Origin of the sequence: Streptomyces sp. NPDC014995 (genome assembly GCF_043080745.1) — a bacterium.
In the GTDB taxonomy this organism is placed as follows: domain Bacteria; phylum Actinomycetota; class Actinomycetes; order Streptomycetales; family Streptomycetaceae; genus Streptomyces.
This window is the reverse complement of sequence record NZ_JBIBVX010000004.1, coordinates 35,152-59,468: the sequence shown is the minus strand read 5'-3', so window position 1 is coordinate 59,468 and position 24,317 is coordinate 35,152. Positions and strand designations below refer to the sequence as shown.

The window sequence follows — 24,317 nt, the reverse complement described above, 5'->3', positions numbered from 1 at the left end:
CCGATTGCGCATGCAATCGAGGCCCGAGGGAAGGTGCTCCCGGTCGCCGGTGCGTGACACGCCTGTGACACAGGGGGACTGAACAGGAACGGAAGGCAGAACCCGATCATGGCGGACACAGCGGAACTCCAGGCGCGGAAGACCATCCACGTGGACGGGGAATGGCGCGAAGCCGTATCCGGCGCCACGCGCGAGATCCTCGACCCCGCGGACGCCCTGCCGTTCGCCGTGGTCGCGGAGGGTGACGAGAAGGACACCGACCTGGCGGTCGCGGCGGCCCGCCGGGCCTTCGACCACGGCCCGTGGCCCCACACCCCGGCCGCCGACCGGGCCGCCCTCCTGCGCCGCGTCGCCGACCTCCTCACCCGCGACCGTGAGCGGCTCGGGCTGCTGGAGAGCCGCGACGCCGGCAAGACCGTCGAGGAGGGCCGCGTCGACATCGACTGCGTCGCCGACGCCTTCCGCTACTTCGCCGACCTCGTCGCCGCCGAGGCCCCCGGCCGGGTCGTCGACGCCGGCTCGCCCGACGTCCACAGCGTCGTCGTGCACGAGCCGGTCGGCGTCTGCGCGCTGATCACGCCCTGGAACTACCCCCTGCTCCAGGCCAGTTGGAAGATCGCGCCCGCCCTCGCCGCCGGCAACACCTTCGTCGTCAAGCCGAGCGAGATCACCCCCCTGACCACGATCGCGCTCCTCGACCTGCTGGCCGAGGCGGGGCTGCCCGCCGGGGTGGCCAACATCGTCACCGGGCCCGGGCACTCCGTCGGAGCCCGCCTCGCCGAGCACCCCGACGTCGACCTCGTCTCCTTCACCGGCGGCCTGATCAGCGGCACCAAGGTCGCCCAGGCGGCCGCCCCGACCGTCAAGAAGGTCGCCCTCGAACTCGGCGGCAAGAACCCCAACGTCGTCTTCGCCGACGCCTGCGCCACGGAGGAGGGCTTCGACACCGCCGTCGACCAGGCCCTCAACGCGGCCTTCATCCACAGCGGTCAGGTCTGCTCGGCGGGCGCCCGCCTGATCGTCGAGGAGTCCGTCCGGGACCGCTTCGTCGCCGAACTCGCCCGCCGGGCCGGCCGTATCCGCCTCGGGCGCGGCACGGAGGACGGCGTCGAGTGCGGACCGCTCGTCTCCGAGCAGCAGCGCGCCAAGGTCGAGGCGTACGTCGAGTCCGCCCTCGAGGAGGGCGCGGTGCTGCGCTCCGGCGGCAGGCGCCCCGAACCCTGCGCGCAACGGCCCGCGAACGGCTACTTCTACGAGCCGACCGTCCTCGACCACTGCCACCGCGAGATGAGGGTGGTCCGCGAGGAGGTCTTCGGCCCGGTGCTCACCGTCGAGACCTTCCGCACGGAGGACGAGGCGGTGACGCTCGCCAACGACACCGAGTACGGCCTCGCGGGCGCCGTCTGGACCGCCGACGCGGGCCGCGCCCGCCGGGTCGCCGGCCGCCTGCGCCACGGCACCGTCTGGATCAACGACTTCCACCCCTACCTCCCGCAGGCGGAGTGGGGCGGCTTCGGCAAGAGCGGAGTGGGCCGCGAACTGGGCCCCTCCGGACTCGCCGAGTACCGCGAGACCAAGCACGTCTACCAGAACCTCGCCCCGAAGCCGGTCCGCTGGTTCGCCGGCTGACCCCCACGTCTCCCCTCACCTCGCCCTGCGCCGGCCCCACCTGGAGTTCCCCCCATGTCCCAGAACAACCACGTCTACGACTATGTCGTGATCGGCGGCGGCACCGCCGGCTCCGTCATAGCCTCCCGTCTCACCGAGAACCCCGACGTCACGGTCGCCGTCGTCGAGGGCGGCCCCAGCGACGTCGGCCGCGACGACGTGCTCACCCTGCGCCGCTGGATGGGCCTGCTCGGCGGTGAGCTGGACTACGACTACCCGACCACCGAGCAGCCGCGCGGCAACTCCCACATCCGGCACAGCCGCGCCCGCGTCCTCGGCGGCTGTTCCTCCCACAACACCCTCATCGCCTTCAAGCCGCTCCCGTCCGACTGGGACGAGTGGGAGGCGGCCGGCGCCGAGGGCTGGGGCGCGGTCTCCATGGAGGCGTACTACGCCCGCCTCCTGAACAACATCGTCCCCGTCGACGAGAAGGACCGGAACGCCATCGCCCGCGACTTCGTCGACGCGGCGCGCACCGCCCTCGGCGTCCCCCGCGTCGAGGGCTTCAACCAGCGGCCGTTCGACGACGGCGTCGGCTTCTTCGACCTCGCCTACCACCCCGAGGACAACAAGCGGTCGTCGGCCTCGGTGGCCTACCTGCACCCGGTGATGGACGAGCGCCCCAACCTCCGGGTCCTCCTGGAGACCTGGGCGTACCGGCTGGAGCTGGACGGCACCAGGGCGCGGGGCGTGCACGTCCGCGCCAAGGACGGCGAGGAGTTCCTGGTCCGGGCCCGGAACGAGGTCGTGCTGTGCGCGGGCGCCGTCGACTCACCCCGTCTGCTGCTGCACTCCGGCATCGGCCCCAAGGCCGACCTGGAAGCGCTCGGCATCCCCGTCGTCCACGACCTGCCCGGCGTCGGCGAGAACCTCCTGGACCACCCCGAGTCCGTGATCGTCTGGGAGACCCACGGCCCCATCCCCGAGAACTCCGCGATGGACTCCGACGCGGGTCTCTTCGTGCGCCGCGACCCCGAACACGCGGGCCCCGACCTGATGTTCCACTTCTACCAGATCCCCTTCACGGACAACCCGGAGCGCCTCGGCTACGAGCGGCCGCGGTTCGGCGTCTCCATGACCCCGAACATCCCCAAGCCGAAGAGCCGCGGCCGGCTGTACCTGACCAGCGCCGACCCGTCCGTCAAGCCCGCCCTCGACTTCCGCTACTTCACCGACGAGGACGACTACGACGGCCGCACCCTCGTCGACGGGATCCGCATCGCCCGCCGGGTCGCCGCCACCGAGCCGCTGGCCGGCTGGCTGAAGCGCGAGGTGTGCCCCGGCCCGGACGTCACCGGTGACGAGGAGCTGAGCGAGTACGCCCGCAAGGTCGCGCACACCGTGTACCACCCGGCGGGCACCTGCCGCATGGGTGCGGCGGACGACGAACTGGCCGTGGTGGACCCGCGGTTGCGCGTGCGCGGCCTGGAGGGCCTCCGTGTCGCCGACGCCTCCGTGTTCCCGACCATGACCGCCGTGAACCCGATGATCGGGGTGCTGATGGTCGGGGAGCGGGCGGTCGACCTGATCGGGGAACGGTCCGCCGACCTGATCGGGGGTGGCGCGCGATGACCACGATCCCCGACTCCCCGGTGTTCTCCGTCGAGGGCCTGTGGAAGGTCTTCGGCCCGAAACCCGAACGCGTCCCGGCCGACCCCGAGCTGGCCGCCCTCCCGGCCGCCGAACTCCGCTCCCGCACCGGCTGCACGGCCGCCGTCCGCGACGTCTCCTTCGACGTGCGCCGGGGCGAGGTCTTCGTCGTCATGGGCCTGTCCGGCTCGGGCAAGTCCACGCTGGTGCGCTGTCTGACCCGGCTGATCGAGCCGACGGCCGGCACGATCGCCGTCGACGGCGAGGACGTCCGCGCCATGGACCGCACCCGGCTGCGCGAACTGCGCCGCCACCGTGCCGCCATGGTCTTCCAGCACTTCGGTCTCCTCCCGCACCGGACGGTCCTCGACAACGTCGCCTACGGCCTGGAGATCCAGGGCGTCGGCAGGTCCGAACGCCGGGCGCGCGCCGGCGAGGTCGTCGCCAAGGTCGGCCTGGAGGGCATGGAGCAGCGCCGCCCCGGCCAGCTGTCCGGCGGCCAGCGCCAGCGGGTGGGCCTCGCCCGCGCCCTGGCCGTCGACCCCGAGGTGCTCCTGTTCGACGAGCCGTTCAGCGCGCTCGACCCGCTCATCCGGCGGGACATGCAGGAGGAGGTGGTCCGCCTCCACCGCGAGGAGGGCCGCACCATGGTCTTCATCACCCACGACCTCAACGAGGCGCTCAAGCTCGGCGACCGCATCGCCCTGATGCGCGACGGGCGGGTCGTCCAGCTGGGCACCCCCGAGGAGATCGTCGGCTCCCCCGCCGACGACTACGTCCGCGAGTTCGTCCGCGACGTCCCCCGCGAACAGGTCATGACCGTCCGCACCGCCATGCGCCACCCCTCCCCGGAGGAAGCGGCCACCGGCCCGGCGGTCTCCCCCGACGCCACGGTCTCCCAGGCCATCGAGGCGGTGGCGAGGGCGGGCACCCCGGCCCGCGTGGTGGACAAGGGCCGCTGCGTGGGCGTGGTGGACTCGGATGCACTCCTCGGAGTCGTCGCCGGAACACAGCCCGGTGACACCGTGGCTGCCGGAACGGAGCCCCGCAAGGAGGCGGTCTGATGGCCACCGTCACCGCTCCCGCCCTCAGGGTCTCCCTGCCCGGCTTCCTGAAACACCGCGCCGTCCACAAGCTCCTGCTGCTCGCGGTCGCCGCGGCGGTCCTCGTACCCGTCGCCAACGCCCGCTGGGGCGGCGCCGCCTGGCCGGACGCCCTCACCGTCGACCTGTCCGGCCCCCTCGCCCGGACCAGCGACTGGATCATCGACAACCGGGACAGCCACCCCCTGTTCCTCTACTTCCTCGGCCACGTCAGCAACGCCGTCGTCCTCTCCGTACGCGGCGTCTACCTGTTCCTGCTCGCCGCGGGCTGGGCCGGCGTCACGGTGCTCGGCGCGCTCGTCGCCTGGCGGGTCGCCGGGGCGCGGCTCGCGGCGGGCACGGCCGCCGCGTTCCTGGCCTGCGGCCTGCTCGGCATGTGGGTGCCGACGATGCAGACGCTCGCCCTGATGGCCGTCGCGGTCCTCGCCTCCGTCGTCGTGGGCGCGCTCCTCGGCCTCGCCGCCGGCCTGTCCGACCGCATGGACCGCGCCCTGCGCCCGGTGCTGGACACCATGCAGGTGCTGCCGGCGTTCGCCTATCTCCTCCCCGTCGTCCTGGTCTTCGGCATCGGCGTCCCGGCGGCCGTGCTGGCCACCGTCGTCTACGCCGCCCCGCCCATGGCCCGCCTCACCGCGCTCGGCCTGCGCGGCGCCGACAAGGAGGTCCTGGAAGCCGTCGAGTCGCTCGGCGCCACCGCGCGCCAGCGCCTGCTGACCGCCCGCATCCCGCTGGCCCGCAGGGAACTCCTCCTCGGCCTCAACCAGACGATCATGATGGCGCTGTCGATGGCGGTCATCGCCTCCGTGATCGGCGCGGGCGGCCTCGGTGACCGCGTCTACCAGGCGCTGGCCTCGGTCGACGTGGGCGCGGCCCTCGCGGCCGGCATCCCGATCGTGCTGCTCGCGGTCGTCCTGGACCGGGTGACGGCCGCGGCCGGGCGGCTCGACGACGGCGACCCGGGAGCCCACCGGCGGCCCACGTACTGGCTGTACGTCCTGCTCGGCACCGTCGCCGTGGGCCTCGCGGGCCGTCTGGCCGGCCGGCTGGACTGGCCCGACGCCTGGACGGTCGCCATCGCCGAGCCGGTCAACCGTGTCGTCGACTGGATGACCGACCACCTCTACTCCGGCGTCCCCGTCGTCGGCGGCACCGCCGACTGGGCGGGCCACTTCACCACCTGGGTCCTCGACCCCGTCCGCGACGGCCTCCAGTGGCTGCCCTGGTGGGCGGTGCTGCTGCTGGTGGCCGCGTCGGCCTGGCTGATCGGCACCTGGCGCACCGCGCTCACCGCCGTCCTCGCCATGGCCGCGATCGGCGTGCTCGGCGTGTGGCAGCCGTCCCTGGACACGTTGTCCCAGGTGCTCGCCGCCGTCGCCGTCACCCTCGTCCTGGGCTTCGCGACCGGGATCGCGGCGGCGCGCAACGACCGCTTCGAGCGGATGCTCCGTCCCGTCCTGGACGTCTGCCAGACGATGCCGCAGTTCGTGTACCTGATCCCGGTCGTCGCGCTGTTCGGGGTGGGCCGGGCCCCCGCCGTCGCCGCGGCCGTCGTCTACGCCCTGCCCGCCGTCGTCCGCATCACCACCCAGGGCCTGCGCCAGGTCGACCCGGCCGCCCTGGAGTCGGCGCGCTCGCTCGGCGCGACCGGCGGCCAGCAACTGCGTCAGGTACAGCTCCCGCTCGCCCGGCCGGCGCTGCTGCTGGCCCTGAACCAGGGCGTGGTGCTGGTCCTCGCCGTCGTCATCATCGGCGGCCTGGTCGGCGGCGGCGCCCTCGGCTACGACGTCGTCTTCGGCCTCGCCCAGGGCGACCTCGCGACCGGTCTGGTGGCCGGCGCCGCGATCGTCTGCCTCGGCCTGATGCTCGACCGGGTGACCCAGCCGGCCGGCCGGCGCGCGAAGAAGGGAGCGTGACATGCGACTTCGTACGACCGCTGTAGCGGCGGGCCTGGTGCTGCTGACCGGTTGCGGCGCCGCCGACATGACCAAGCAGGCCTCACCCTTCGCCAACGCGCAGGGCTCCAGGACGGTGACCCTGTCCGTCCAGTCCTGGGTGGGCGCGCAGGCCAACGTGGCCGTGGCCCAGTACCTGCTGGAGCACGAGCTGGGCTACCGCGTCGACACCGTCCAGGTCGACGAGGTCCCCGCCTGGGACGCGCTCAGCCAGGGCCGCGTCGACGCCATCATGGAGGACTGGGGCCACCCCGAGCAGGAGCAGCGCTACGTCGACGACAAGAAGACCATCGCGCGCGGCGGCGAACTCGGCGTGACCGGGCACATCGGCTGGTACGTCCCCACCTACCTGGTCAAGCAGCACCCGGACATCACCGACTGGAAGAACCTCAACAAGTACGCGCCGCTCTTCCGCACCGCCGAGAGCGGCAGCAAGGGCCAGCTGATGGACGGCTCCCCGTCCTACGTCACCAACGACAAGGCCCTGGTGAAGAACCTGAAGCTGGACTACCAGGTGGTGTTCGCCGGCTCGGAGGCCGCCCAGATCACGCAGATCAGGCAGTTCGCCAAGGAGAAGAAGCCCTTCCTGACGTACTGGTACTCCCCCCAGTGGCTGTTCGAGAAGGTCCCGATGACGGAGGTCCGGCTGCCCGCCTACAAGGAGGGCTGCGACGCCGACCCGGAGAAGGTCGCCTGCGCCTATCCGCACACCCCGCTGGAGAAGTACCTCAACGCGGACTTCGCGAGGACCGGCGGCAGGGCGGCCGCCTTCCTGAAGAAGTTCCGGTGGACCACCGAGGACCAGAACGAGGTCTCCCTGATGATCGCCGACCAGAAGCTCACCCCCGAGGAGGCGGCGAGGAAGTGGGTGGACAGCCACGAGTCGACGTGGCGCGCGTGGCTGTCCTGAGCGCCTGACTCCCGCTACCGCAGCTCCCCGGCGATGTCGCCGAGGACAGCGGCGGCCCGGCGTTGAAGACCCGGCCCGAACGTGACGCGGGTGGCCCCGAGTGCGCCGAGTTCGGCGGGCGAGGGGCCCTCGCCCAGCCTCGCGAACACGTTCAACGGCCCCTGGATCCCGGACCGCAGCAACGGCAGTACGGCGACCGGGGCCTTGATCGGGTACACGCAGTCGGCGCCGGCGGCGACGTAGAGCGCGGCCCGTTCGATGACCCGTCCGGGATCGGTGACACCCAGGGCGAAGGTGTCGATGCGCGCGTTCACGAAGAGCTCGCCGGCGGCCGCCGAGCGCACCTCGGCGAGCCAGTCGGCGTGGGCCCGCGCGTCCTTGAGGACACCCCCGTCGGAGTCCTCGAGGTTGCACCCCACGACGCCCGCCTCCAGCAGCCGCCCGACCAGCTCCTTCGGCGGCAGGCCGTAACCGTCCTCGACGTCCGCCGACACCGGCACGTCCACGGACCGGGCGATCCGCGCGACCGCCGCGAACATCTCGTCCGCCGGGGTCCGCCCGTCCGCGTAGCCGAGGGAGGCGGCGACCCCGGCGCTCGGCGTGGCCAGCGCCGGGAAACCGGCGTCGGCCAGGACGCGCGCACTGGCCGCGTCCCAGGGGCCGGGCAGGACCAGCGGCTTTTCGGGGGAGGGGCGGCGGTGCAGCGCACGGAAGACCTCGACCTTGTTCACGGCTGGTGACCCCCCGGTGGGATGCGGCGGCCGACCATCAGCCGGTTCCAGTTGTTGATGGCGGTGATCAGGCCGACGAGGTGGGCGAGCCGGACGTCGTCGAAGTGCCGGGCGGCGTTCTCGTACAGCTCGTCGGGCACGAAACCGTCGGTCAGGACCGTCACCGCCTCCGTCAGCGCGAGCGCGGCCCGCTCCCGCTCGTCGTAGACGTCCCCGGCCTCCTCCCAGGCGCTCAGCAGGCCGAGCTGCTGCTCGCCCACCCCGTGCTCACGGGCGATGGCGAGGTGCATGTCGAGGCAGAAGGCGCAGTGGTTGATCTGCGAGGCCCGGATCACGACGAGCTCGGCGAGCGCGGGGTCGCCGAGCCCCCTCTTCGCGGCGGCACTGAGCGCGGACATGGCCCGTCCGACGGCCGGGTCCAGCCGCGTGGTACGCGTCGCCGTCACGTGTGCTGCCCCGGCTCGTAGTGCCCCGGCACCAGGCGGCAGGTCACGCCGAACCGGTTCCACGCGTTGATCACCGTGATCGCGGCGATCAGTTGCGCCAGCTCGTCCTCCGCGAAGTGCCCGGCCGCCCTCTCGTACACCGCGTCCGGCACGAACCCGTCCGTCAGGACGGTCACCGCCTCCGTCAGCGCCAGCGCCGCCAGCTCCCGCCCGGTGTAGAAGTGTTCGGACTCCTCCCACGCGCTGAGCTGGATGATCCGCTCGACGCTCTCGCCCGCCGCGAGCGCGTCCTTGCTGTGCATGTCGACGCAGAGCGCGCACCGGTTGATCTGCGAGGCACGGATCTTCACCAGCTCCAGCAGCCTCGGGTCGAGGCCCTTCCGGGCGGCGGCGTCCAGCCGGATCATCGCCTTGAACACCTCGGGGGCCAGCTCGGCCCAGGCCAGGCGGGGGGTGTGCTCGGGGGCGTACTCCACGGTCGTCAAGGTGGCGTCGTTCGTCGTCATGCCCTCGACCCTAGGAGCGAGGCAGCCCACGGGTATGGTCCATTTCCATGGCGGAATCATGGGCCACTCTGGGCGTCGACCTGCACCTGGAACCGACCGGTCCCGGACTGCGCCGGGGCCTGACCGACGCCCTGCGCGAGGCGGTCCGCAGCGGGCGCCTCGCCCCCGGCACCCGGCTGCCCTCCTCCCGCACGCTCGCCGCGGACCTCGGCATCGCCCGCAACACGGTCGCCGACGCCTACGCCGACCTGGTCGCCGAGGGCTGGCTCACCGCCCGGCAGGGCTCCGGGACGAGGGTCGCCATGGGGGCGTCCCCCACGCCCTCCGGGCAGCGGGGGAGGACCGCCGTCCCGCCGGACGGCCCCGCACCGCGTCCGCGTACCCCCGCCCGGCCCGCCCACGACCTGCGCCCCGGCTTTCCCGACCTCTCCTCCTTCCCGCGCACGCAGTGGGCCAAGGCGACCCGCCGCGCCCTCGACGCGGCCCCCTACGACGCGTTCGGCTACGGCGACCCGCGCGGCCGTCCCGAACTGCGCACCGCGCTCGCCGGCTATCTCTCCCGGGCCCGGGGCGTGCGCGCCGACCCCGAACGGATCGCGGTGTGCGCCGGGTTCGCGCACGGCCTGACGATGCTCGGCACGGCCCTGCGGGCGCGCGGTGTCCGCACGGTCGCCGTCGAGTCGTACGGCCTCGACGCCCACTGGTCGCTGCTGAACCGGTCCGGGCTGCGCACCGTCCCGCTGCCCTTCGACCACCTGGGCACGGATCCCGCGCCGCTGACGGACGAGGGCGCCGTCCTCCTCACCCCCGCCCACCAGTTCCCGATGGGCGTGCCCCTGCACCGCGACCGGCGGGCGGCCGTCGTGGACTGGGCGCGGCGCACCGGCGGGCTGGTCCTGGAGGACGACTACGACGGCGAGTTCCGCTACGACCGCCAGCCCGTCGGCGCCCTCCAGGGCCTCGATCCCGACCGCGTCGTCTACCTGGGCACCGCCAGCAAGTCCCTCGCCCCCGGCCTGCGGCTGGCCTGGATGGTGCTGCCACCCGGGCTCGCCGAGGAGGTCGCGCGGGCCAAGGGCGGCATCGACACCTGTGGCGTCCTGGACCAGCTGACGCTGGCCGAGTTCATCGTCTCCGGCGCCTACGACCGCCACGTCCGCTCGGCGCGCCTGCGGTACCGCCGCCGCCGCGACGCCCTCGTCGCCGCCGTCGCCGAGCGCGCTCCCGGCGTGCGGGCCACCGGCATCGCGGCCGGACTGCACGCCGTGCTGCGGCTGCCGCCCGGCACCGAGCGCCAAGTGCTCCGGGCAGCCGTCTGGCAGGACCTGGCGGTCGACGGCATCGGCCGCTACCGCCACGCCGACGCGGTCGTCGAGCCGATGGAGGCCCTCGTGGTCGGGTACGGGACACCCCCGGAGCACGCGTGGACCGGGGCCCTGGACGCGTTGTGCGCGGCGCTGCCCGAATAATCACGCCGTTTTCCCCGCCGTTCTCCCCACCGGATAACGGTTCCGCGGATAGAGTCGCCCCATGAGTAAAAGCGATTCCATATCCCGTGTGGCCCTCAAGCAGAAAACCCCCGAGGTGTCCGCGGCAATGGGCTCCCTGCACGCCGCCGCCGTTTCCGCGGCGCAGGACGCCAAAATTGAACCCGAAATCCTGGAACTGGTCAGGATCCGCGCCTCCCAGATCAACGGCTGCGCGTTCTGCCTCGACCTGCACACCAGGGACGCCCGCGCCCAGGGCGAGACCGAGCAGCGCCTGTACACCCTGAACGCCTGGCGGGAGACGCCCTTCTTCACCGAACGCGAGCGCGCCGCCCTGGCGTTGACCGAGGCGGTGACCCTGGTGCACGACGGCCGCGTCCCGGACGAGGTCTACGCCGAGGCGGCGTCGGTCTTCGACGAGGAACAGGTCGCGGCGCTCATCTGGGCGGCCACCGTCATCAACGCCTACAACCGGATCGCCATCGCGACGCGCATGGTCCCGAAGCAGCAGACGGAAAACTGAGTCGAGGCAGCGGAAAGGGCGCCGGGTCGTATGCGGATCGACCCGGCGCCGCCCTGGGCAATTCAGCCGATCGAGTCCATTGAGTCCATTGAGTCGATCGAGTTGGTGGAGTTGGTGGAGTTGATTCTGGCGATTCGGTTGCTTCGGTTGAATCAGTCGACGGAATTCAGCCGATCGGCAGCGGCTCCATGATGCCGTCGAGCCAGTTCCGCCACTCCCGCCCGTGCACGACCGGCCCCGCGTCCATCGGCCGTCCCGTCCACCCCGTCACGGGCCGGATGCCGTGCAGGGCGTTGACCAGCCACACCTCCCGGCCGTCCAGCTCGGCCACGGTCCGCTCGCGGTGCGCGATCCGGATGCCCAGCCGCAGCGCGCGTTCCTGGACGAGCCCGACGGTCACCCCGGGCAGCAGGGGCAGTCGCGGCGGGGGCAGGCACAAGGTGTCGTCCTCCCACCACAGGATGCTCGCGGTGGCCGCCTCCAGCACCACCCCCGAGGGCGCGATCAGCACCGCCTCCTCCGCGCCCTCGCCGGACGCCCGGCGCCGGACCCCCGCCAGGGTGTCGAGGTCCGGGCCCTTGCGGCGGGGGACGGCCCGCGGATCGAGCTGCCCCGCCGCCCACACCCGCACCCCGGTGGCCAGTGGCGGAGCGTGCCGCAACAGCAGCCGCAACTCCAGGGTGTCCGCCGCGAGTTCCACCCGGGGGAACCAGGCACCCGTGCGCGGCAGGGCGGCGGTCACGTCCTGCCAGAACCCGACGAGATGCCGCGGCTGCGGCCCGCCGCACTCCGCGCAGGCCCGCAGGAACCGTTCCCGGTGCCGCCCGTACGCCCGCACCCGGCCATCACGCACAAGCCACGAGTCCGCGACGACGAGCCGCCCACCGTCGCCCGTCGCGGCCGGCGTCAGGCCGGAGCCCGGCGTCCACGTCAACGGACCTTCCGCAACCACCGATCGTGTCTCCACCAGTTCCTCCTCAGTACTTCCCGCCCGCCCCGGCCGGTGCCCCGTGCCGGGGCCCGTACGGAGCGTGCTCCAGCCACGAGCCGCACCACGGCAGCACGGGCGCCAGGGCCGCCGCCACACGCTGCTTGACCCGTACGATCCGGCGCCGCGGCCGCAGGTGGTCCAGCGCGGCGCCCGCGGCCGCGCTGTTGAACAGGGCCGCCGCCCGCCGCACCTCGGCGAACCCGGCGACCGCCCCCGCCGCCCCTCCCACACCGGCCGCCTCCGCCGCGACGGCCCCCGCTGCCGCTGCCGCGTCGGCGATTCCGCTGTTCATGCCGCGCGCTCCGAACGGCGGGAACAGATGCGCCGCTTCGCCGACGAGCAGCACACGGCGGTGCGCGTCGGTGAACGAGGCGGCGACCTTGCGCACGAAGCGGTACGTGGACACCCACAGGATCCGGTCGCCGTAACCGTCCCCCACGACCGCCGGCAGCCACTCCCGTACGGCCTCCTCGGTGCCGTACGCCTCCCGGGGGTCGTCGTCCCGGCACTGCAGATCGACCTGGAAACCACCGGTGAACGGCACCCGCATGACGCTGCGGCCGCCGAGACCGGGATGCTCGTAGTGGAAGACCCGCTCCAGGGGAAGTTCGGCGCCCGGCCGGTCGGCGACGTCCACGACGACGTGGAAGCCCTCGCCGTGCCCGCCCTCCATCGCGATGCCCAGCTCCCGCCGGACCGCCGAGCGGGCACCGTCCGCGCCGACCACGTACGCGCCGGTCCACACCCGCCCGTCCTCGGCGGTCACCGTCACATCGGTCCCCGTGGCACGGACGCCCGTGACGCGGGCCCCCCACACGAACTCCACCCCGGCCCGCTCGCAGGCCGCGCGCAGAAAGCGCTCGGTGTCCACCTGACGCAGGCTGGTGAACGGCGGCGGCCCGGGCGGGAGCGGGAGGGTCCGGGCGTAGACCTCGCGGCCCCGGTACAGGGTGCGCCGGGTCTGCCAGGTCCGCCCGTACGACGTGATCTCGGCGGCCAGCCCCGGCCGCATGCCGTCGAGCAGGCGCAGACTCTCCCGGTGCACGAACAGGGCCCGGCTGCCCGGCCGCACCCGGTCCTCGGCATCCGCCTCCAGCAGCACCACGCCCAGCCCGTGCGCCCGCAGCCCGAGCGCCGCCGACAGGCCGACCGGGCCGGCGCCGACGACGATGACCTCGCTCATACGCGGGCACTCCCGGACAGCATGCGGGTGAGCTCCACCCGCTTCACCTTCCACGTGGCGGTCATCGGCAGGTCCGCGAACCGCCACTGCCGCGGCTCGGCCATCGCGGGCAGATCGGCGGTGGCCTCCCGCCACCGCTCCGGGTCCAGGGGCCGCTCGCCCCGGACGCACACCACGGGCACCGGCTCGCGGTCCGCGCCGGGCACGATGACGACCTCGCGCAGCTCCTCCAGACGGGACATCAGCGTGTCCTCGACCTCCAGGTTGCTGTGCACCGAGTCGATCCGGTCGATCTCCCGGTCGATCAGGTGCAGCACGCCCAGCCGGCTGCGGTAGCCCATGTCGCCCATCTGCCACCACCCGTCGTCCACCTGGCGCTGATAGCGCTCGTGGTCGCCGAGGTAGGTGAGGATCCGGCCCCGGGTACGGGCCTCGATCCGGCCGGGCGTACCGGGCGCGACCCGCCGGCCGTCGGGGTCGGTGACCCGGACCCGGGTGAAGCCCGGTATCCCGATCCCCACCCGGCGGCCGTCCGCGCGGGCCGCGCCACGCCGGGTGAACCACTGGACCGCGACCGGGCCGGTCTCGCTCTGCCCGTACAGCTGGATCAGCCAGGGCGCGCGCCGCCGCGAGGCGCCCAGCAGCCGCCGTACGGTGCGCGGGTGGATCGCGTCGAACGTGGAGCCGTACGACCGGACCCGGGACAGCGGGGCGCCGGGCGCCTCGGCCAGCTCCTCCCACAGCACGAAGGTGTTGGGGTGCGTCTCGACGATGCCGGGGCGGTGCCGGACCAGCAGCGGACCCACCGAGGCCGGGTCGGGGTCGGTGATCAGCAGGAGCGGGCTGCCGAAGTGCAGCAGGACGCCGAGCAGGTGGTAGAAGCGCGAGTGCACGAAGGACATGTGCAGCGCCGCCGTCTCGCCCCGGGTGGGCCAGCCCATCGCCTTCTGCGGTACGAGCCGGTTCCACATGGTGTGGGCGCTGTGCACGGCGAGCTTGGGGACGCCCGTGGTGCCCGAGCTGTGCGTGATCAGGGCGGGTTCGCGGGGGTGCAGGCGTACGGGCGCGGGAGGTCGTGCGCCGGCGTACTTCTCCAGGGGTTCGGCGCCGGGGGCGTCGTCCACCGACAGCGTCCGCCGCACCAGCGCGCCCACGTCCTTCAGCGGCCCGTCCAGCTTGGCGCCGTCGGTGACCAGCCAGGGCCGGTCCAGCCGTTCGAGCAGCTCGGCGACCACGGGGCCGGCCAGGGCCGGGGACAGCAGGACGGGGACGGCACCGATGCGGGAGACGGCGCAGGCCAGCAGGACGATGTCGACGTTGTCCGTCTTGTGCACGACCACCCGCTCCGAGGGCCGTACCCCCGCTTCCCACAGCCGTCCCGACAGCTCCTCGACCACCTCGGCCAGGACCCGGTAGTCGAGGTCGGTCCCCAGGTCGGGGCGGACGTCCAGGGGCCGGTCCAGGGTGACGAAGACGGCTCCGTGCCGGTCGGCGGCCCGGCGGAACAGCGGTCCGAGACAGAAGCCGCGGCCGGCGAGGAGGGACTGCTGCTGTGGCATGGTCCCCTTCCTTTCTCTCGTGTCTCTCATGGGGTCACCACGCGCCCTGGCGCACCAGGTGGCGGCGGAGCTTGCCGGTGGGGGTGCGGGGCAGGGACGGGACGAAGCTGACGCTCCGGGGGACTTTGAAGGCGGCGAGGTGCTCCCGCGCGAGGCCGAGGAGGTCGGCCTCCAGACCGTTTCCCACGGGCGCGACGGGCACCACGAAGGCGCGCAGTCTGCTGATGCCCGGTCCCTCGGTCACGGCCGCGACCGCGACCTCCCGCACCGCCGGATGCGTGCGCAGCACGGCCTCCACCTCCAGCGGGGAGACGGTGATGCCGCCGACCATCTCCATGTCGTCGGCGCGGCCCAGGTGCCGGTAGGTGCCGTCCGGTTCGCGGCGCGCCCGGTCGCGGGTGGCCAGCCAGCCGCCGGCCAGGGCGCGCCGCGTCTCCTCGGGCCGGTTGAGGTAGCCGGGCGTCACCGTCGGCCCGCGCACCCACATCTCGCCCTCCGCGCCGTCCGGCACGGGGTGCCCGTCCCGGTCGCGCAGCTCCACCTCGAAGCCGGGCACGGGGCGGCCGACGGTGCCCGGACGGTTGTGCTCGACGCCGTTGGCGCAGAAGGCGTGACCGGCCTCGGTGGAGCCGATCTGCTCCAGCACCGGAGCCCCGAGCACCTCGGTGACCTGCCGGGAGAGCCCGTCCGGCATGCCCTCGCCGGCCGACACCGCCGCGCGCACCGAGGCGAAGCAGGCCTCGTGGCCGCTGCCCCGGTCGGTCACCAGGGCGGCGAACGCGGACGGCACGGAGTAGAGCAGGGTCACCCGGTGCCGGGCGACGAGCTCGTCGACGGCGGCCGGCGTGGGGCGCCGGCCCGTCAGCACGGCGGAGGAACCGGAGAAGAGCGGGAAGACGAAGGCGTTGCCGAAGCCGTAGGCGAAGTACAGCTTCGACACCGACAGGGTGACGTCGTCCGCGGTGATCCGCAGCAGCCGCCGGCCGATGAGGTCGTGGTACGTCCCCGGGTCGCCGTGCCTGTGCACGGCGCCCTTGGGACGGCCCGTCGTCCCGGACGTGTACTGCACGTACAGGGGAGCGGCCGCGTCGACCGGGTGGGCCGCGGCCGGTTCGGCGGTGGCCGCGAGCGCCACCAGCTGATCGGCGCCGAGGCGGGCCCGCCCGGCGAACCGGTCCTCCAGGCCCGGTCCCGTCACGCACAGCACGGCCTCGGTGTCCTCCGCCATGAAGGCGTGGTCGTCCGCGGGGAGTTCTGGGTTGACCGGCGCCGCGACGGCACCGAGACGGGCGGTGGCGAGGAACGCCGCGACCCAGGCGATGCCGTCCGGCAGGGCGATCAGCACCCGGTCGCCCGGGCCCACCCCGTGCCCGGCGAGCACGGTGGCCGCGCGGGCCGCGAACTCGTGCACCTCGCCGTGGGTCCAGGTCCGGTGGCCGACGTGGAAGGCGGTGCGGCCGTGCCAGCCGCGCGCGTCGGCGAGCGCCGTGAGCCGGGCCGCGAGGTTCTCCGGGCTGTCCGTGCCGGCCGGTGACAGGGTGGACCGCGGGGAGGTCATCGCGCGGGCTCCTCGACGGTGGCGGGCTGGTGAGGGGCGCCGGTGGCCGAGGGCGCGGTCCCACCCGGTTCCGTGCGCCGGCGGCGGGCGCCCGTCGACGCCGGGGCAGCCGCCCGCTCCCGCTCTCGGAGGTGCACGGCGCCCCTCGCGACGGCGGTCCGCTCCGGCTGCTGCCGGCCCCGGGAGGCCGTGTGCTCCTGGTGGGCCCGCATGAGGGCGGCCGTCTTCAGCAGCATCTCGTCGTACTCCGCGGCCGGATCGGAGTCGAGGACGATCGCGCCGCCCGCGCCGAGGTGCATCAGACCGTCGGCGAGGACGGCCGTACGGATCACGATGCTGAGGTCCGCACCGCCGCCGCACCCCAGGTAGCCGAGGGCACCGGAGTAGACGCCGCGGGCCTCGGTCTCCAGGGAGTCGATGATCTCCATGGTGCGCAGCTTCGGCGCACCGGTCATCGAACCGCCGGGGAAGCAGGCGCGCACGCAGTCCACCGGGTCCGTGCCCTCGCGCAGCCGTCCCTCGACCGTGGAGACGAGCTGGTGCACGGTGGCGTACGTCTCGGTGGCCATCAGCCGGGAGACCCGCACCGTCCCGGTCCGGCAGACCCGGCCCAGGTCGTTGCGGAGCAGATCGACGATCATCAGGTTCTCCGCGCGCGTCTTGGCGTCCGCCGCCAGCGCGTCCCTGAGCCGGGCGTCCTCCTCCGGCCCGGCGGCGCGGGGCGCGGTGCCCTTGATGGGCCTGGCCTCGACGACGCCGTCCCGCCCGATCCGCAGGAAGCGCTCCGGCGACGAACCGGCCACGTCCAGGTCCCCGAACCTCAGGAAGGCCGCGTACGGCGCCGGGTTGACGCGGCGCAGCACCCGGTAGAACGCGTACGCGTCGGACGGGGCGGGCAGCACGGCCGCGTTGGTGAGACAGACCTCGTAGCTGGTGCCCGCGCGCAGCTCCCGCCGGCAGGCCTCGATGTCCGCGAGGTACGTCGCCCGGTCACGCACCAGCCACGGCTCGGCGGCGCCGGGGTCCGCTGTGGCCGGTGCGGGCAGCGGCGGCTGCTCGCCGGACACGCGGGCGAGCCGGGCCAGCGTGCTCTCGAGCCAGTCGGTGGCCTGGCGCGCGGCCTGCGCGGTGTCCTCCGCGAGGCACACGGCGTAGGTGCAGCCCTCCTGGTGGTCCACCGCGATCAGCCGGTCGGCGAACAGCCAGCAGGCGTCCGGGACGGGGGACCGGTGGCGGTTCGGTGAGCCGCAGTCGGCCTTCGTCTCGTAGCCGAAGTACCCGACGTAGCCGCCGGTGAAGTCGAACGGCAGTCCCGTCGCGTCGACCTGACGGTTCGCCAGTTGCCGTTTGAGGTAGTCGAAGACGCTCGCCGTGACCTTCCGCGGCGGTCGTCCGGCCCGCTCGATCTCACAGCGGCCCGTGGTGACGTCGTAGCGCACGAACTCGGCGAGCGGACCGCTGTCGTCGCCGAAGAACGAGAAACGCGACCGGCCCGCCTCGACCAGGGAGCTGTCCAGCCAGAAGGCGCGGGGAGAGTCCGCGTACATCCGCGTGAACGCGGCCTCCGCGTCGACCGCGGTGGCGAGGCGGCGGACGTGCAGCCGGTGGACGGGCCCGCCGGCGCGGCGGGGGCGGGGGACGACCGGGGCCGAGACGGGGGCCGCGGGCCGCGGGGCGGCGACGGGCTGCACGGCGTGGGGGACGGCCCCGGAGGGGCGGGCGCCGGTGCGGTGCGCGCTCACGGCCGACGTGGGCACCGCCGTGTTCTTGGTACGCGGCTTGCGGGCCCGCTCGGCCGTGAGGTTCCGGAAGTTCACGAGCATGCGGTGGCCGTACTGGGTGAGGACGGACTCGGGGTGGAACTGCACCCCCCAGATCGGCCGGTCGCGGTGCCGCAGCCCCATCAGGACGCCGTCCTCGGCCCAGGCGGTGGCCTCCAGGGTCTCGGGCAGCGGCTCGCGCACGGCCAGCGAGTGGTAGCGGACCGCGCTGAAGTGCTGCGGAAGGCCCTGGAACAGGTCCCGTTCGTCGTGCCGGACGGCCGACAGGTGCCCGTGCCGGGGTTCCGGGGCGGGCCCCACCCGCCCCTGTTCCCCGAGGGCGATGCCCTGGTGTCCCAGACAGACGCCGAGGACGGGAACCGGCGACTCCGCCAGCACCCTGGCGGCGATGCCGAAGTCACGCGCCTCGCCCGGGTGCCCGGGCCCCGGTGACACGACGACGTTGTCGAACGCCGTGAGATCCGGCATCGCGTCGGCGGCGGTGTCATTGAGGACCACCACCGGCTCCTCGCCGTTGACCTCGGCGATCAACTGGCACAGGTTGTACGTGTACGAGTCGTAATTGTCGATGAGCAGGGTCTTCACCCGCCCACCTCCCTCTGATCGTTCTCGGGCCTACGCGGTCCGTCGTTTGTGCCGCCCACGGAGCGCCTGGAGCGGCGGATACAGCCATTTCCTGAAGAAACGCTGGAGGCGCGGCATGAGAATCCAGGTGACGAGGCCCGTCACGCTCAGGCACAGCAGCAACGTGCGGAAGAGTGCATTGAGGTCGCCGAGATAGGGGAGCACGGTCAGATTGAACAGAAGAACCGGCGGAAACACCGCGCTCATATTCACGAACCACAACTTCCATTTCGACGGCGGAGCCGGCGGGGCGGGTGCGGGCCGCTGGGCGTCGAACCACGCCTGTGAGCCCTGCACCCTCCTGCTCCCGGTCACCCGGGCGAGCCCCGCGACCCGGGCGTCCCACTGCGTCCGAGCGGGCGAGTTCTCCCATGCCAGGGCCGACCCCTCGCTGACGAAGCGATAGATCACATGCCACTCCGCCTCTCCGTCGACAAGCACACCACCGCCCAGGAATCCCGGCTGCTGCGCGCCGGCGCCCAGCATGGCCCACCCCCAGGAGTGAAAGTCGGCCTCACGGCCCGGCGTCACGCGATAAGCCACGGTGACGGTGACGGGATTACTGGTCACGTCGTCGAGTACGGAAAGCGGTCTCTCCCTGTTCAAGGCTCAACGATTTTTTTCTACTGTCCGGAACGCGGCTTTTTATGGCCTTTTTGGTGGCCTTGTTGTCGGAAAAACAGTTGTAAAGGATCGGTGGAGACCGCGTGCATCCCCATTCGTTTCAGCGGGAAAGCAGAGGTGGAAAAGGTGGAAACGGCCCCGGACGCCGACGTCACCGCACCAGGGGCGCACACCCTCCCGAACGGCGCGAACGGGCCGTGGGTGAGCGGCCGACCCGGGGGCCGGTGTACGCGGACTCCCGCCGATCTCTAGGCTGACGGCCGGAAACAGGCGGCACCTGACCGCCGGGCACCATCAAGGGGGAGACACCACCATGGCGGACACACGAAGGCGACTGCGCTCCAGCACGGTCGTGCTCGGCGGAATGGGCGTCGTCGCGGCGACCCTCACCTCCTGCGGCTCCGACCCCGACCGGCGCTGCGTGGACCGCGACAGCTACGACTACGTCTACGGCTACAAGATCGTCGCCGACAAGAACTGCAAGTCCGGCTCGGGTTCGTCGAGCAGCGGCCGCCGCACGACCGGCACCGGCACGACCGGCGGCAGCACGGGCCGGACGACGGACGCCGCCTGGTACTACGACGCCGACGTCAGCTCCGGCTACGCCGACGACGGCACCTTCAGCCGCAGCGAGGCCGTCGACCGCGGCGGCTTCGGCTGCTCGGGCTCCGGCAGCGGCGGCGGCTGAGCGGGACCTTCGGGACGTACGCCATGGAACGCCGCACCACGGAACCCCGCCCCGGCTGGCAGCGGACCGTCGAGGAACAGGGTCTGGTCTACCCCCTCACCCGCCACCCCGACGGCACCCTGCGCCCCTACTGGGACGAGAGCGCCTACTACGTCTTCACCCTCGACGAGGTCGAGGCACTGGAGGAGACGGTCGAGGAACTCCACCGCATGTGCCTCGCCGCAGCCGCCCACATCGTCGAGACCGACCGCCTCGCCGACCTCGGCATCACCGACCCGCGGATCGCCGGGGCGGTCACCGAGGCCTGGCACCGCCGCGCCGAACTCCCCTCCCTCTACGGCCGCTTCGACCTGCGCTACGACGGCAGCGGCCCGGCCAAGCTCCTGGAGTACAACGCCGACACCCCCACCTCCCTGGTCGAGGCGGCGAGCCCCCAGTGGTTCTGGATGGAGGAGCGGTTCCCCGGCGCCGACCAGTGGAACTCCCTCCACGAACGCCTCGTCGAGGCCTGGCGGAAGCAGGCCCGCCTCCTCCCGCCCGGCACCCCCCTGTACTTCGCGCACTCCACCGCCGACGAACTCGGCGAGGACCTGATGACGGTCGCCTACCTCAAGGAGACCGCCGAACAGGCCGGCCTGGACACCGCCTGGATCCCCATGGAGGACATCGGCTGGGACCGCCTCTCCCGGCGCTTCGTCGACCACCGACTGCGCTTCATCCGCAGCTGCTTCAAGCTCTACCCCTGGGAGTGGCTGACCACCGACCGCTTCGCCGGCCACGTCCTCGACACCCTCGACAACGGCGGCGGCACCGGCACCACCCTGTGGATCGAACCGGCCTGGAAGATGCTGCTGAGCAACAAGGCGCTGCTGGCCGTCCTCTGGGAGCTGTACCCCGGCCACCCCCACCTGCTGCCCGCCTACCTCGACGGCCCCCGTGACCTGGCCGGCACCACCGGTTACGTCGCCAAGCCCCTCCTGGGCCGCGAGGGCGCGGGCGTCACCGTCCACGCACCCGGCGCGGACCCGGTCCCGCGCGAGGAACCCTGCTGCTACCAGGAACTGGCCCCGCTGCCCGCCTTCGACGGCAACCACGTCGTCCTCGGCGCCTGGGTCGTGGAGGACGAGTCCGCCGGCCTCGGCATCCGCGAGTCCGCCGGCCTGATCACCGACGAGTACGCCCGCTTCGTGCCGCACGTGATCCTCTAGGGGCTGTCGTCAGCCTCCCGTCGTCGCCCGGGGGCAGGCGGGAGTTCGACGACAGCCCTCAGGGCCCGCCGTTCGGATCACGCCGGGGGGCGGGGCCCGGCACGCTCGCCGCCGCTGACGAGACGCCGTCGATTGCCCGCGACCCGATCCGAACGACCGGCCCCGGCCGCCGAGGCCCTCAGAGACCGAGGACGGAACGCAGCTGGTCCAGCCCCCAGTCCAAGTCCTCCTCCGAGATGACCAGCGGCGGCGCGATCCGGATCGTCGGCCCGTGGGTGTCCTTCACCAGCACCCTGCGGTCCATCAGCCGCTCGGAGACCTCGCGCCCGGTCCCGTAACCGGGCGCGAGGTCGACGCCCGCCCACAGCCCACGCCCCCGCACCGCCGTCACCCGCCCGGTCCCGGCCAGCTCCCGCAGCTCCCGCAGCAGACGCTCGCCGAGCTCCGCCGCCCGCGCCTGGAACTCGCCCGACCGCAGCATCGCGATCACCTCCAGCGCCACCGCGCACGCCAGCGGATTCCCGCCGAACGTCGACCCGTGCTCCCCGGGCCGGAAGACACCGAGGACGTCGGCGCTCGACACCACCGCCGACACCGGCACGATCCCGCCACCCAGCGCCTTCCCCAGCACGTACACGTCCGGCACGACCCCCTCGTGCTCACACGCGAACGTCCGCCCGGTCCGGCCCAGCCCCGACTGGATCTCGTCGGCGACGAACAGCACGTTCCGCTCCCGCGTCACCTCCCGCACCGCCGCCAGATACCCCGCGGGCGGCACCAGCACCCCCGCCTCGCCCTGGATCGGCTCCAGCAGCACCGCCACCGTGTTCTCGCTCACCGCCGCCCGCAGCGCCGTCACATCCCCGTACGGCACGATCTCGAACCCCGGCGTGTACGGCCCGTAGTCCGCCCGCGCCTCGGGGTCGGTGGAGAAGCTGACGAGCGTCGTCGTACGGCCGTGGAAGTTGTTGGCCGCGACGACGATCTTCGCCATCTCCGCGGGCACGCCCTTCACCCGGTACCCCCACTTGCGGGCCGTCTTCACCGCCGTCTCCACCGCCTCCGCGCCGGTGTTCATCGGCAGCACCGTCTCCATCCCGCACAGCTCGGCCAGCTCCGCGCAGAAGGCGGCGAACCGGTCGTGGTGGAAGGCCCGGGACGTCAGCGTCACCCGCTCCAGCTGGGCCTTCGCCGCGTCGATCAGCCGCCGGTTGCCGTGCCCGAAGTTCAGCGCCGAGTAGCCCGCCAGCAGATCCAGGTACCGCCTCCCCTCCACGTCGGTCATCCAGGCGCCGTCCGCCGTGGCGACGACCACCGGCAGCGGGTGATAGGTGTGCGCGCTGTGCCGCTCGGCGGCGGCGATCAGGGCTTCCGTGGTGCTCACGGGACCTCCAGGAGTGCGGCGGGGACGCGGCCGCGGTGCGGCTGCCCTCCCTTCCTAGCGTCGCTCGCATGGTGGACGCGGCACCTTCGGCCTCCGGCGCGCCCGGTAGGCTTTCGGCAGGCCGTGACTGGCGCGCTGGGATGGGACGGACCATCGGGGAGCGGCCTGAGTGACGAGTGCCGTGCGCCTGGGCCAGACCGAGAACCGTGACCGCTCCCACGCCACGCCACCGGAGGCCGACGCCATGTCAGAGCAGCACCCCCTCTCCACCGAGTCCACCGCCTTCCGCGCCGCCCTCGACGTGATCCGCGCGGTCGAGCCGCGCGTCGCCGACGCGATCGGCCAGGAGGTCGCCGACCAGCGCGAGATGCTCAAGCTGATCGCCTCCGAGAACTACGCCTCCCCGGCCACCCTGCTGGCGATGGGCAACTGGTTCAGCGACAAGTACGCCGAGGGCACCGTCGGCCGCCGCTTCTACGCCGGCTGCCGCAACGTCGACACCGTCGAGGCCCTCGCCGCCGAACACGCCCGCGAGCTCTTCGGCGCCCGCCACGCCTACGTCCAGCCGCACTCCGGCATCGACGCCAACCTCGTCGCCTTCTGGTCCGTCCTCGCCCAGCGCGTCGAGCTGCCCGCCCTGGAGAAGGCCGGCGTCCGCCAGGTCAACGACCTCTCCGAGGCCGACTGGGCCGAGCTGCGCCAGGCCTTCGGCAACCAGCGCATGCTCGGCATGTCCCTCGACGCCGGCGGCCACCTCACCCACGGCTTCCGCCCGAACATCTCCGGCAAGATGTTCGACCAGCGCTCCTACGGCACCGACCCGGCCACCGGCCTCATCGACTACGAGGCCCTGCGCGCCGCCGCCCGCGAGTTCAAACCGCTGATCATCGTCGCCGGCTACTCCGCCTACCCCCGCCTGGTGAACTTCCGCGTGATGCGCGAGATCGCCGACGAGGTCGGCGCCACCCTCATGGTCGACATGGCCCACTTCGCCGGCCTGGTCGCGGGCAAGGTCCTGACCGGCGACTTCGACCCCGTCCCGCACGCCCAGATCGTCACCACGACCACCCACAAGTCGCTGCGCGGCCCGCGCGGCGGCATGGTCCTGTGCGACGACTCCCTCAAGGACCAGGTCGACCGCGGCTGCCCGATGGTCCTCGGCGGCCCGCTCCCGCACGTCATGGCCGCCAAGGCCGTCGCGCTCGCCGAGGCGCGGCAGCCCTCCTTCCAGGACTACGCCCAGCGCATCGTCGACAACTCGCGCGCCCTGGCCGAGGGCCTGACGCGCCGGGGCGCCACGCTGGTGACCGGCGGCACGGACAACCACCTCAACCTGATCGACGTGGCCACGTCGTACGGTCTCACCGGCCGGCAGGCCGAGGCGGCCCTGCTGGAGTCCGGCATCGTCACCAACCGCAACGCCATCCCCGCCGACCCCAACGGCGCCTGGTACACCTCCGGCATCCGCATCGGCACCCCGGCCCTGACCACCCGCGGCCTGGGCACGGCGGAGATGGACGAGGTCGCGGGCCTGATCGACCGCGTCCTGACCACGGCCGAGCCGGGCACCACCAAGTCGGGCGCGCCCTCCAAGGCCGCGCACGTCCTGGACCCGAAGATCGCGGACGAGATCGGCCGCCGGGCGACGGACCTGGTGGCGGGCTTCCCGCTGTACCCCGAGATCGACCTCGGCTGACCGGCGCGCCCCGGCCCCGTGCCTCACCGCAGGCGCGGGGCCGAGGGGGCACGCGGCAACCGCCGCGCGGGCGCGACCGGCCACGACGGTCCGCGGTCCGCGCGC

Annotated in this window: 20 protein-coding genes and 1 riboswitch; of the genes, 10 read left to right on the top strand and 10 right to left on the bottom strand. The window is 73.2% G+C overall.

Annotated features, from left to right (window positions below; genetic code table 11):
* Positions 1–108: 108 nt before the first annotated feature.
* The 5 genes from ACF1A1_RS09895 to ACF1A1_RS09875 are packed head-to-tail and all read left to right on the top strand — an operon-like array spanning position 109 to position 7,223.
* Positions 109–1,629: an aldehyde dehydrogenase family protein gene (locus ACF1A1_RS09895; protein ID WP_391647327.1), complete on the top strand. Its 1,521-nt coding sequence runs from the start codon at positions 109–111 to the stop codon at positions 1,627–1,629.
* A 54-nt stretch (positions 1,630–1,683) separates the two neighbouring features.
* Positions 1,684–3,240: a GMC family oxidoreductase gene (locus tag ACF1A1_RS09890; RefSeq protein ID WP_391647325.1), complete on the top strand. Its 1,557-nt coding sequence runs from the start codon at positions 1,684–1,686 to the stop codon at positions 3,238–3,240.
* Complete coding sequence (locus tag ACF1A1_RS09885; RefSeq protein ID WP_391647323.1) at positions 3,237–4,322, top strand: glycine betaine/L-proline ABC transporter ATP-binding protein; 1,086 nt, start codon at positions 3,237–3,239, stop codon at positions 4,320–4,322. Before ACF1A1_RS09890 ends, ACF1A1_RS09885 begins: the two co-directional genes overlap by 4 nt.
* The gene (locus ACF1A1_RS09880; RefSeq protein ID WP_391647321.1) at positions 4,322–6,274 is read left to right on the top strand and encodes an ABC transporter permease; all 1,953 of its coding nucleotides are present in this window, start codon (positions 4,322–4,324) and stop codon (positions 6,272–6,274) included. Before ACF1A1_RS09885 ends, ACF1A1_RS09880 begins: the two co-directional genes overlap by 1 nt.
* Before the next feature lies 1 nt (position 6,275).
* Positions 6,276–7,223 carry an ABC transporter substrate-binding protein gene (locus ACF1A1_RS09875; protein WP_391647319.1) on the top strand — a complete coding sequence of 316 codons (948 nt, stop codon included), beginning with the start codon at positions 6,276–6,278 and terminating at the stop codon, positions 7,221–7,223.
* Between the two features lie 14 nt (positions 7,224–7,237).
* On the opposite strand, the gene ACF1A1_RS09870 is transcribed toward ACF1A1_RS09875, so the two are convergent.
* The 3 genes from ACF1A1_RS09870 to ACF1A1_RS09860 are packed head-to-tail and all read right to left on the bottom strand — an operon-like array spanning position 7,238 to position 8,906.
* Complete coding sequence (locus ACF1A1_RS09870) at positions 7,238–7,954, bottom strand: isocitrate lyase/phosphoenolpyruvate mutase family protein (protein ID WP_391647317.1); 717 nt, start codon at positions 7,952–7,954, stop codon at positions 7,238–7,240.
* Complete coding sequence (locus tag ACF1A1_RS09865) at positions 7,951–8,400, bottom strand: carboxymuconolactone decarboxylase family protein (RefSeq protein ID WP_391647315.1); 450 nt, start codon at positions 8,398–8,400, stop codon at positions 7,951–7,953. The genes ACF1A1_RS09870 and ACF1A1_RS09865 overlap by 4 nt, the downstream gene beginning before the upstream one ends.
* Positions 8,397–8,906 carry a carboxymuconolactone decarboxylase family protein gene (locus tag ACF1A1_RS09860; RefSeq protein WP_391647313.1) on the bottom strand — a complete coding sequence of 170 codons (510 nt, stop codon included), beginning with the start codon at positions 8,904–8,906 and terminating at the stop codon, positions 8,397–8,399. The genes ACF1A1_RS09865 and ACF1A1_RS09860 overlap by 4 nt, the downstream gene beginning before the upstream one ends.
* Positions 8,907–8,953: 47 nt before the next feature.
* Between ACF1A1_RS09860 and ACF1A1_RS09855 the strand changes: the two genes are divergently transcribed.
* On the top strand, positions 8,954–10,375 hold the full coding sequence (locus tag ACF1A1_RS09855; protein ID WP_391647311.1) for a PLP-dependent aminotransferase family protein: 1,422 nt from the start codon (positions 8,954–8,956) through the stop codon (positions 10,373–10,375).
* Positions 10,376–10,436: 61 nt separating this feature from the next.
* On the top strand, positions 10,437–10,916 hold the full coding sequence (locus ACF1A1_RS09850; protein WP_391647309.1) for a carboxymuconolactone decarboxylase family protein: 480 nt from the start codon (positions 10,437–10,439) through the stop codon (positions 10,914–10,916).
* Between the two features lie 166 nt (positions 10,917–11,082).
* Here ACF1A1_RS09850 and ACF1A1_RS09845 read toward each other — a convergent pair whose 3' ends face one another.
* Genes ACF1A1_RS09845 through ACF1A1_RS09820 form a run of 6 tightly spaced genes read right to left on the bottom strand, consistent with a single transcriptional unit; the run spans position 11,083 to position 19,182 of the window.
* The gene (locus tag ACF1A1_RS09845) at positions 11,083–11,850 is read right to left on the bottom strand and encodes an aminotransferase class IV (RefSeq protein WP_391647307.1); all 768 of its coding nucleotides are present in this window, start codon (positions 11,848–11,850) and stop codon (positions 11,083–11,085) included.
* A gap of 43 nt (positions 11,851–11,893) precedes the next feature.
* Entirely contained in the window at positions 11,894–13,090 is a 1,197-nt protein-coding gene (locus ACF1A1_RS09840; RefSeq protein WP_391647305.1) for an FAD-dependent monooxygenase, read from the bottom strand.
* Positions 13,087–14,649 (bottom strand): class I adenylate-forming enzyme family protein, encoded by a 1,563-nt coding sequence (locus ACF1A1_RS09835; protein WP_391647303.1) that lies wholly within the window; start codon positions 14,647–14,649, stop codon positions 13,087–13,089. The genes ACF1A1_RS09840 and ACF1A1_RS09835 overlap by 4 nt, the downstream gene beginning before the upstream one ends.
* Positions 14,650–14,683: 34 nt before the next feature.
* The gene (locus ACF1A1_RS09830; RefSeq protein WP_391647301.1) at positions 14,684–16,207 is read right to left on the bottom strand and encodes an AMP-binding protein; all 1,524 of its coding nucleotides are present in this window, start codon (positions 16,205–16,207) and stop codon (positions 14,684–14,686) included.
* Positions 16,204–18,573 carry an aminodeoxychorismate synthase component I gene (gene pabB, locus ACF1A1_RS09825; protein WP_391647299.1) on the bottom strand — a complete coding sequence of 790 codons (2,370 nt, stop codon included), beginning with the start codon at positions 18,571–18,573 and terminating at the stop codon, positions 16,204–16,206. The genes ACF1A1_RS09830 and pabB overlap by 4 nt, the downstream gene beginning before the upstream one ends.
* Positions 18,574–18,603: 30 nt before the next feature.
* Complete coding sequence (locus tag ACF1A1_RS09820; protein WP_391647297.1) at positions 18,604–19,182, bottom strand: antibiotic biosynthesis monooxygenase; 579 nt, start codon at positions 19,180–19,182, stop codon at positions 18,604–18,606.
* A 367-nt stretch (positions 19,183–19,549) separates the two neighbouring features.
* On the opposite strand from ACF1A1_RS09820, the gene ACF1A1_RS09815 reads away from it, so the two are divergent.
* Both ACF1A1_RS09815 and ACF1A1_RS09810 read left to right on the top strand, forming a co-directional pair.
* Positions 19,550–19,924 (top strand): hypothetical protein, encoded by a 375-nt coding sequence (locus tag ACF1A1_RS09815; protein ID WP_391647295.1) that lies wholly within the window; start codon positions 19,550–19,552, stop codon positions 19,922–19,924.
* 23 nt (positions 19,925–19,947) lie between these two features.
* On the top strand, positions 19,948–21,132 hold the full coding sequence (locus ACF1A1_RS09810; RefSeq protein ID WP_391647293.1) for a glutathionylspermidine synthase family protein: 1,185 nt from the start codon (positions 19,948–19,950) through the stop codon (positions 21,130–21,132).
* Between the two features lie 178 nt (positions 21,133–21,310).
* On the opposite strand, the gene rocD is transcribed toward ACF1A1_RS09810, so the two are convergent.
* Positions 21,311–22,516, bottom strand: a complete 1,206-nt coding sequence (rocD, locus tag ACF1A1_RS09805) for an ornithine--oxo-acid transaminase (protein WP_391647291.1) — start codon at positions 22,514–22,516, stop codon at positions 21,311–21,313.
* Positions 22,517–22,629: 113 nt separating this feature from the next.
* Positions 22,630–22,716: riboswitch (ZMP/ZTP riboswitch) on the top strand.
* 44 nt (positions 22,717–22,760) lie between these two features.
* Between rocD and ACF1A1_RS09800 the strand changes: the two genes are divergently transcribed.
* Entirely contained in the window at positions 22,761–24,212 is a 1,452-nt protein-coding gene (locus ACF1A1_RS09800; protein WP_391999044.1) for a glycine hydroxymethyltransferase, read from the top strand.
* Positions 24,213–24,317 lie beyond the last annotated feature (105 nt).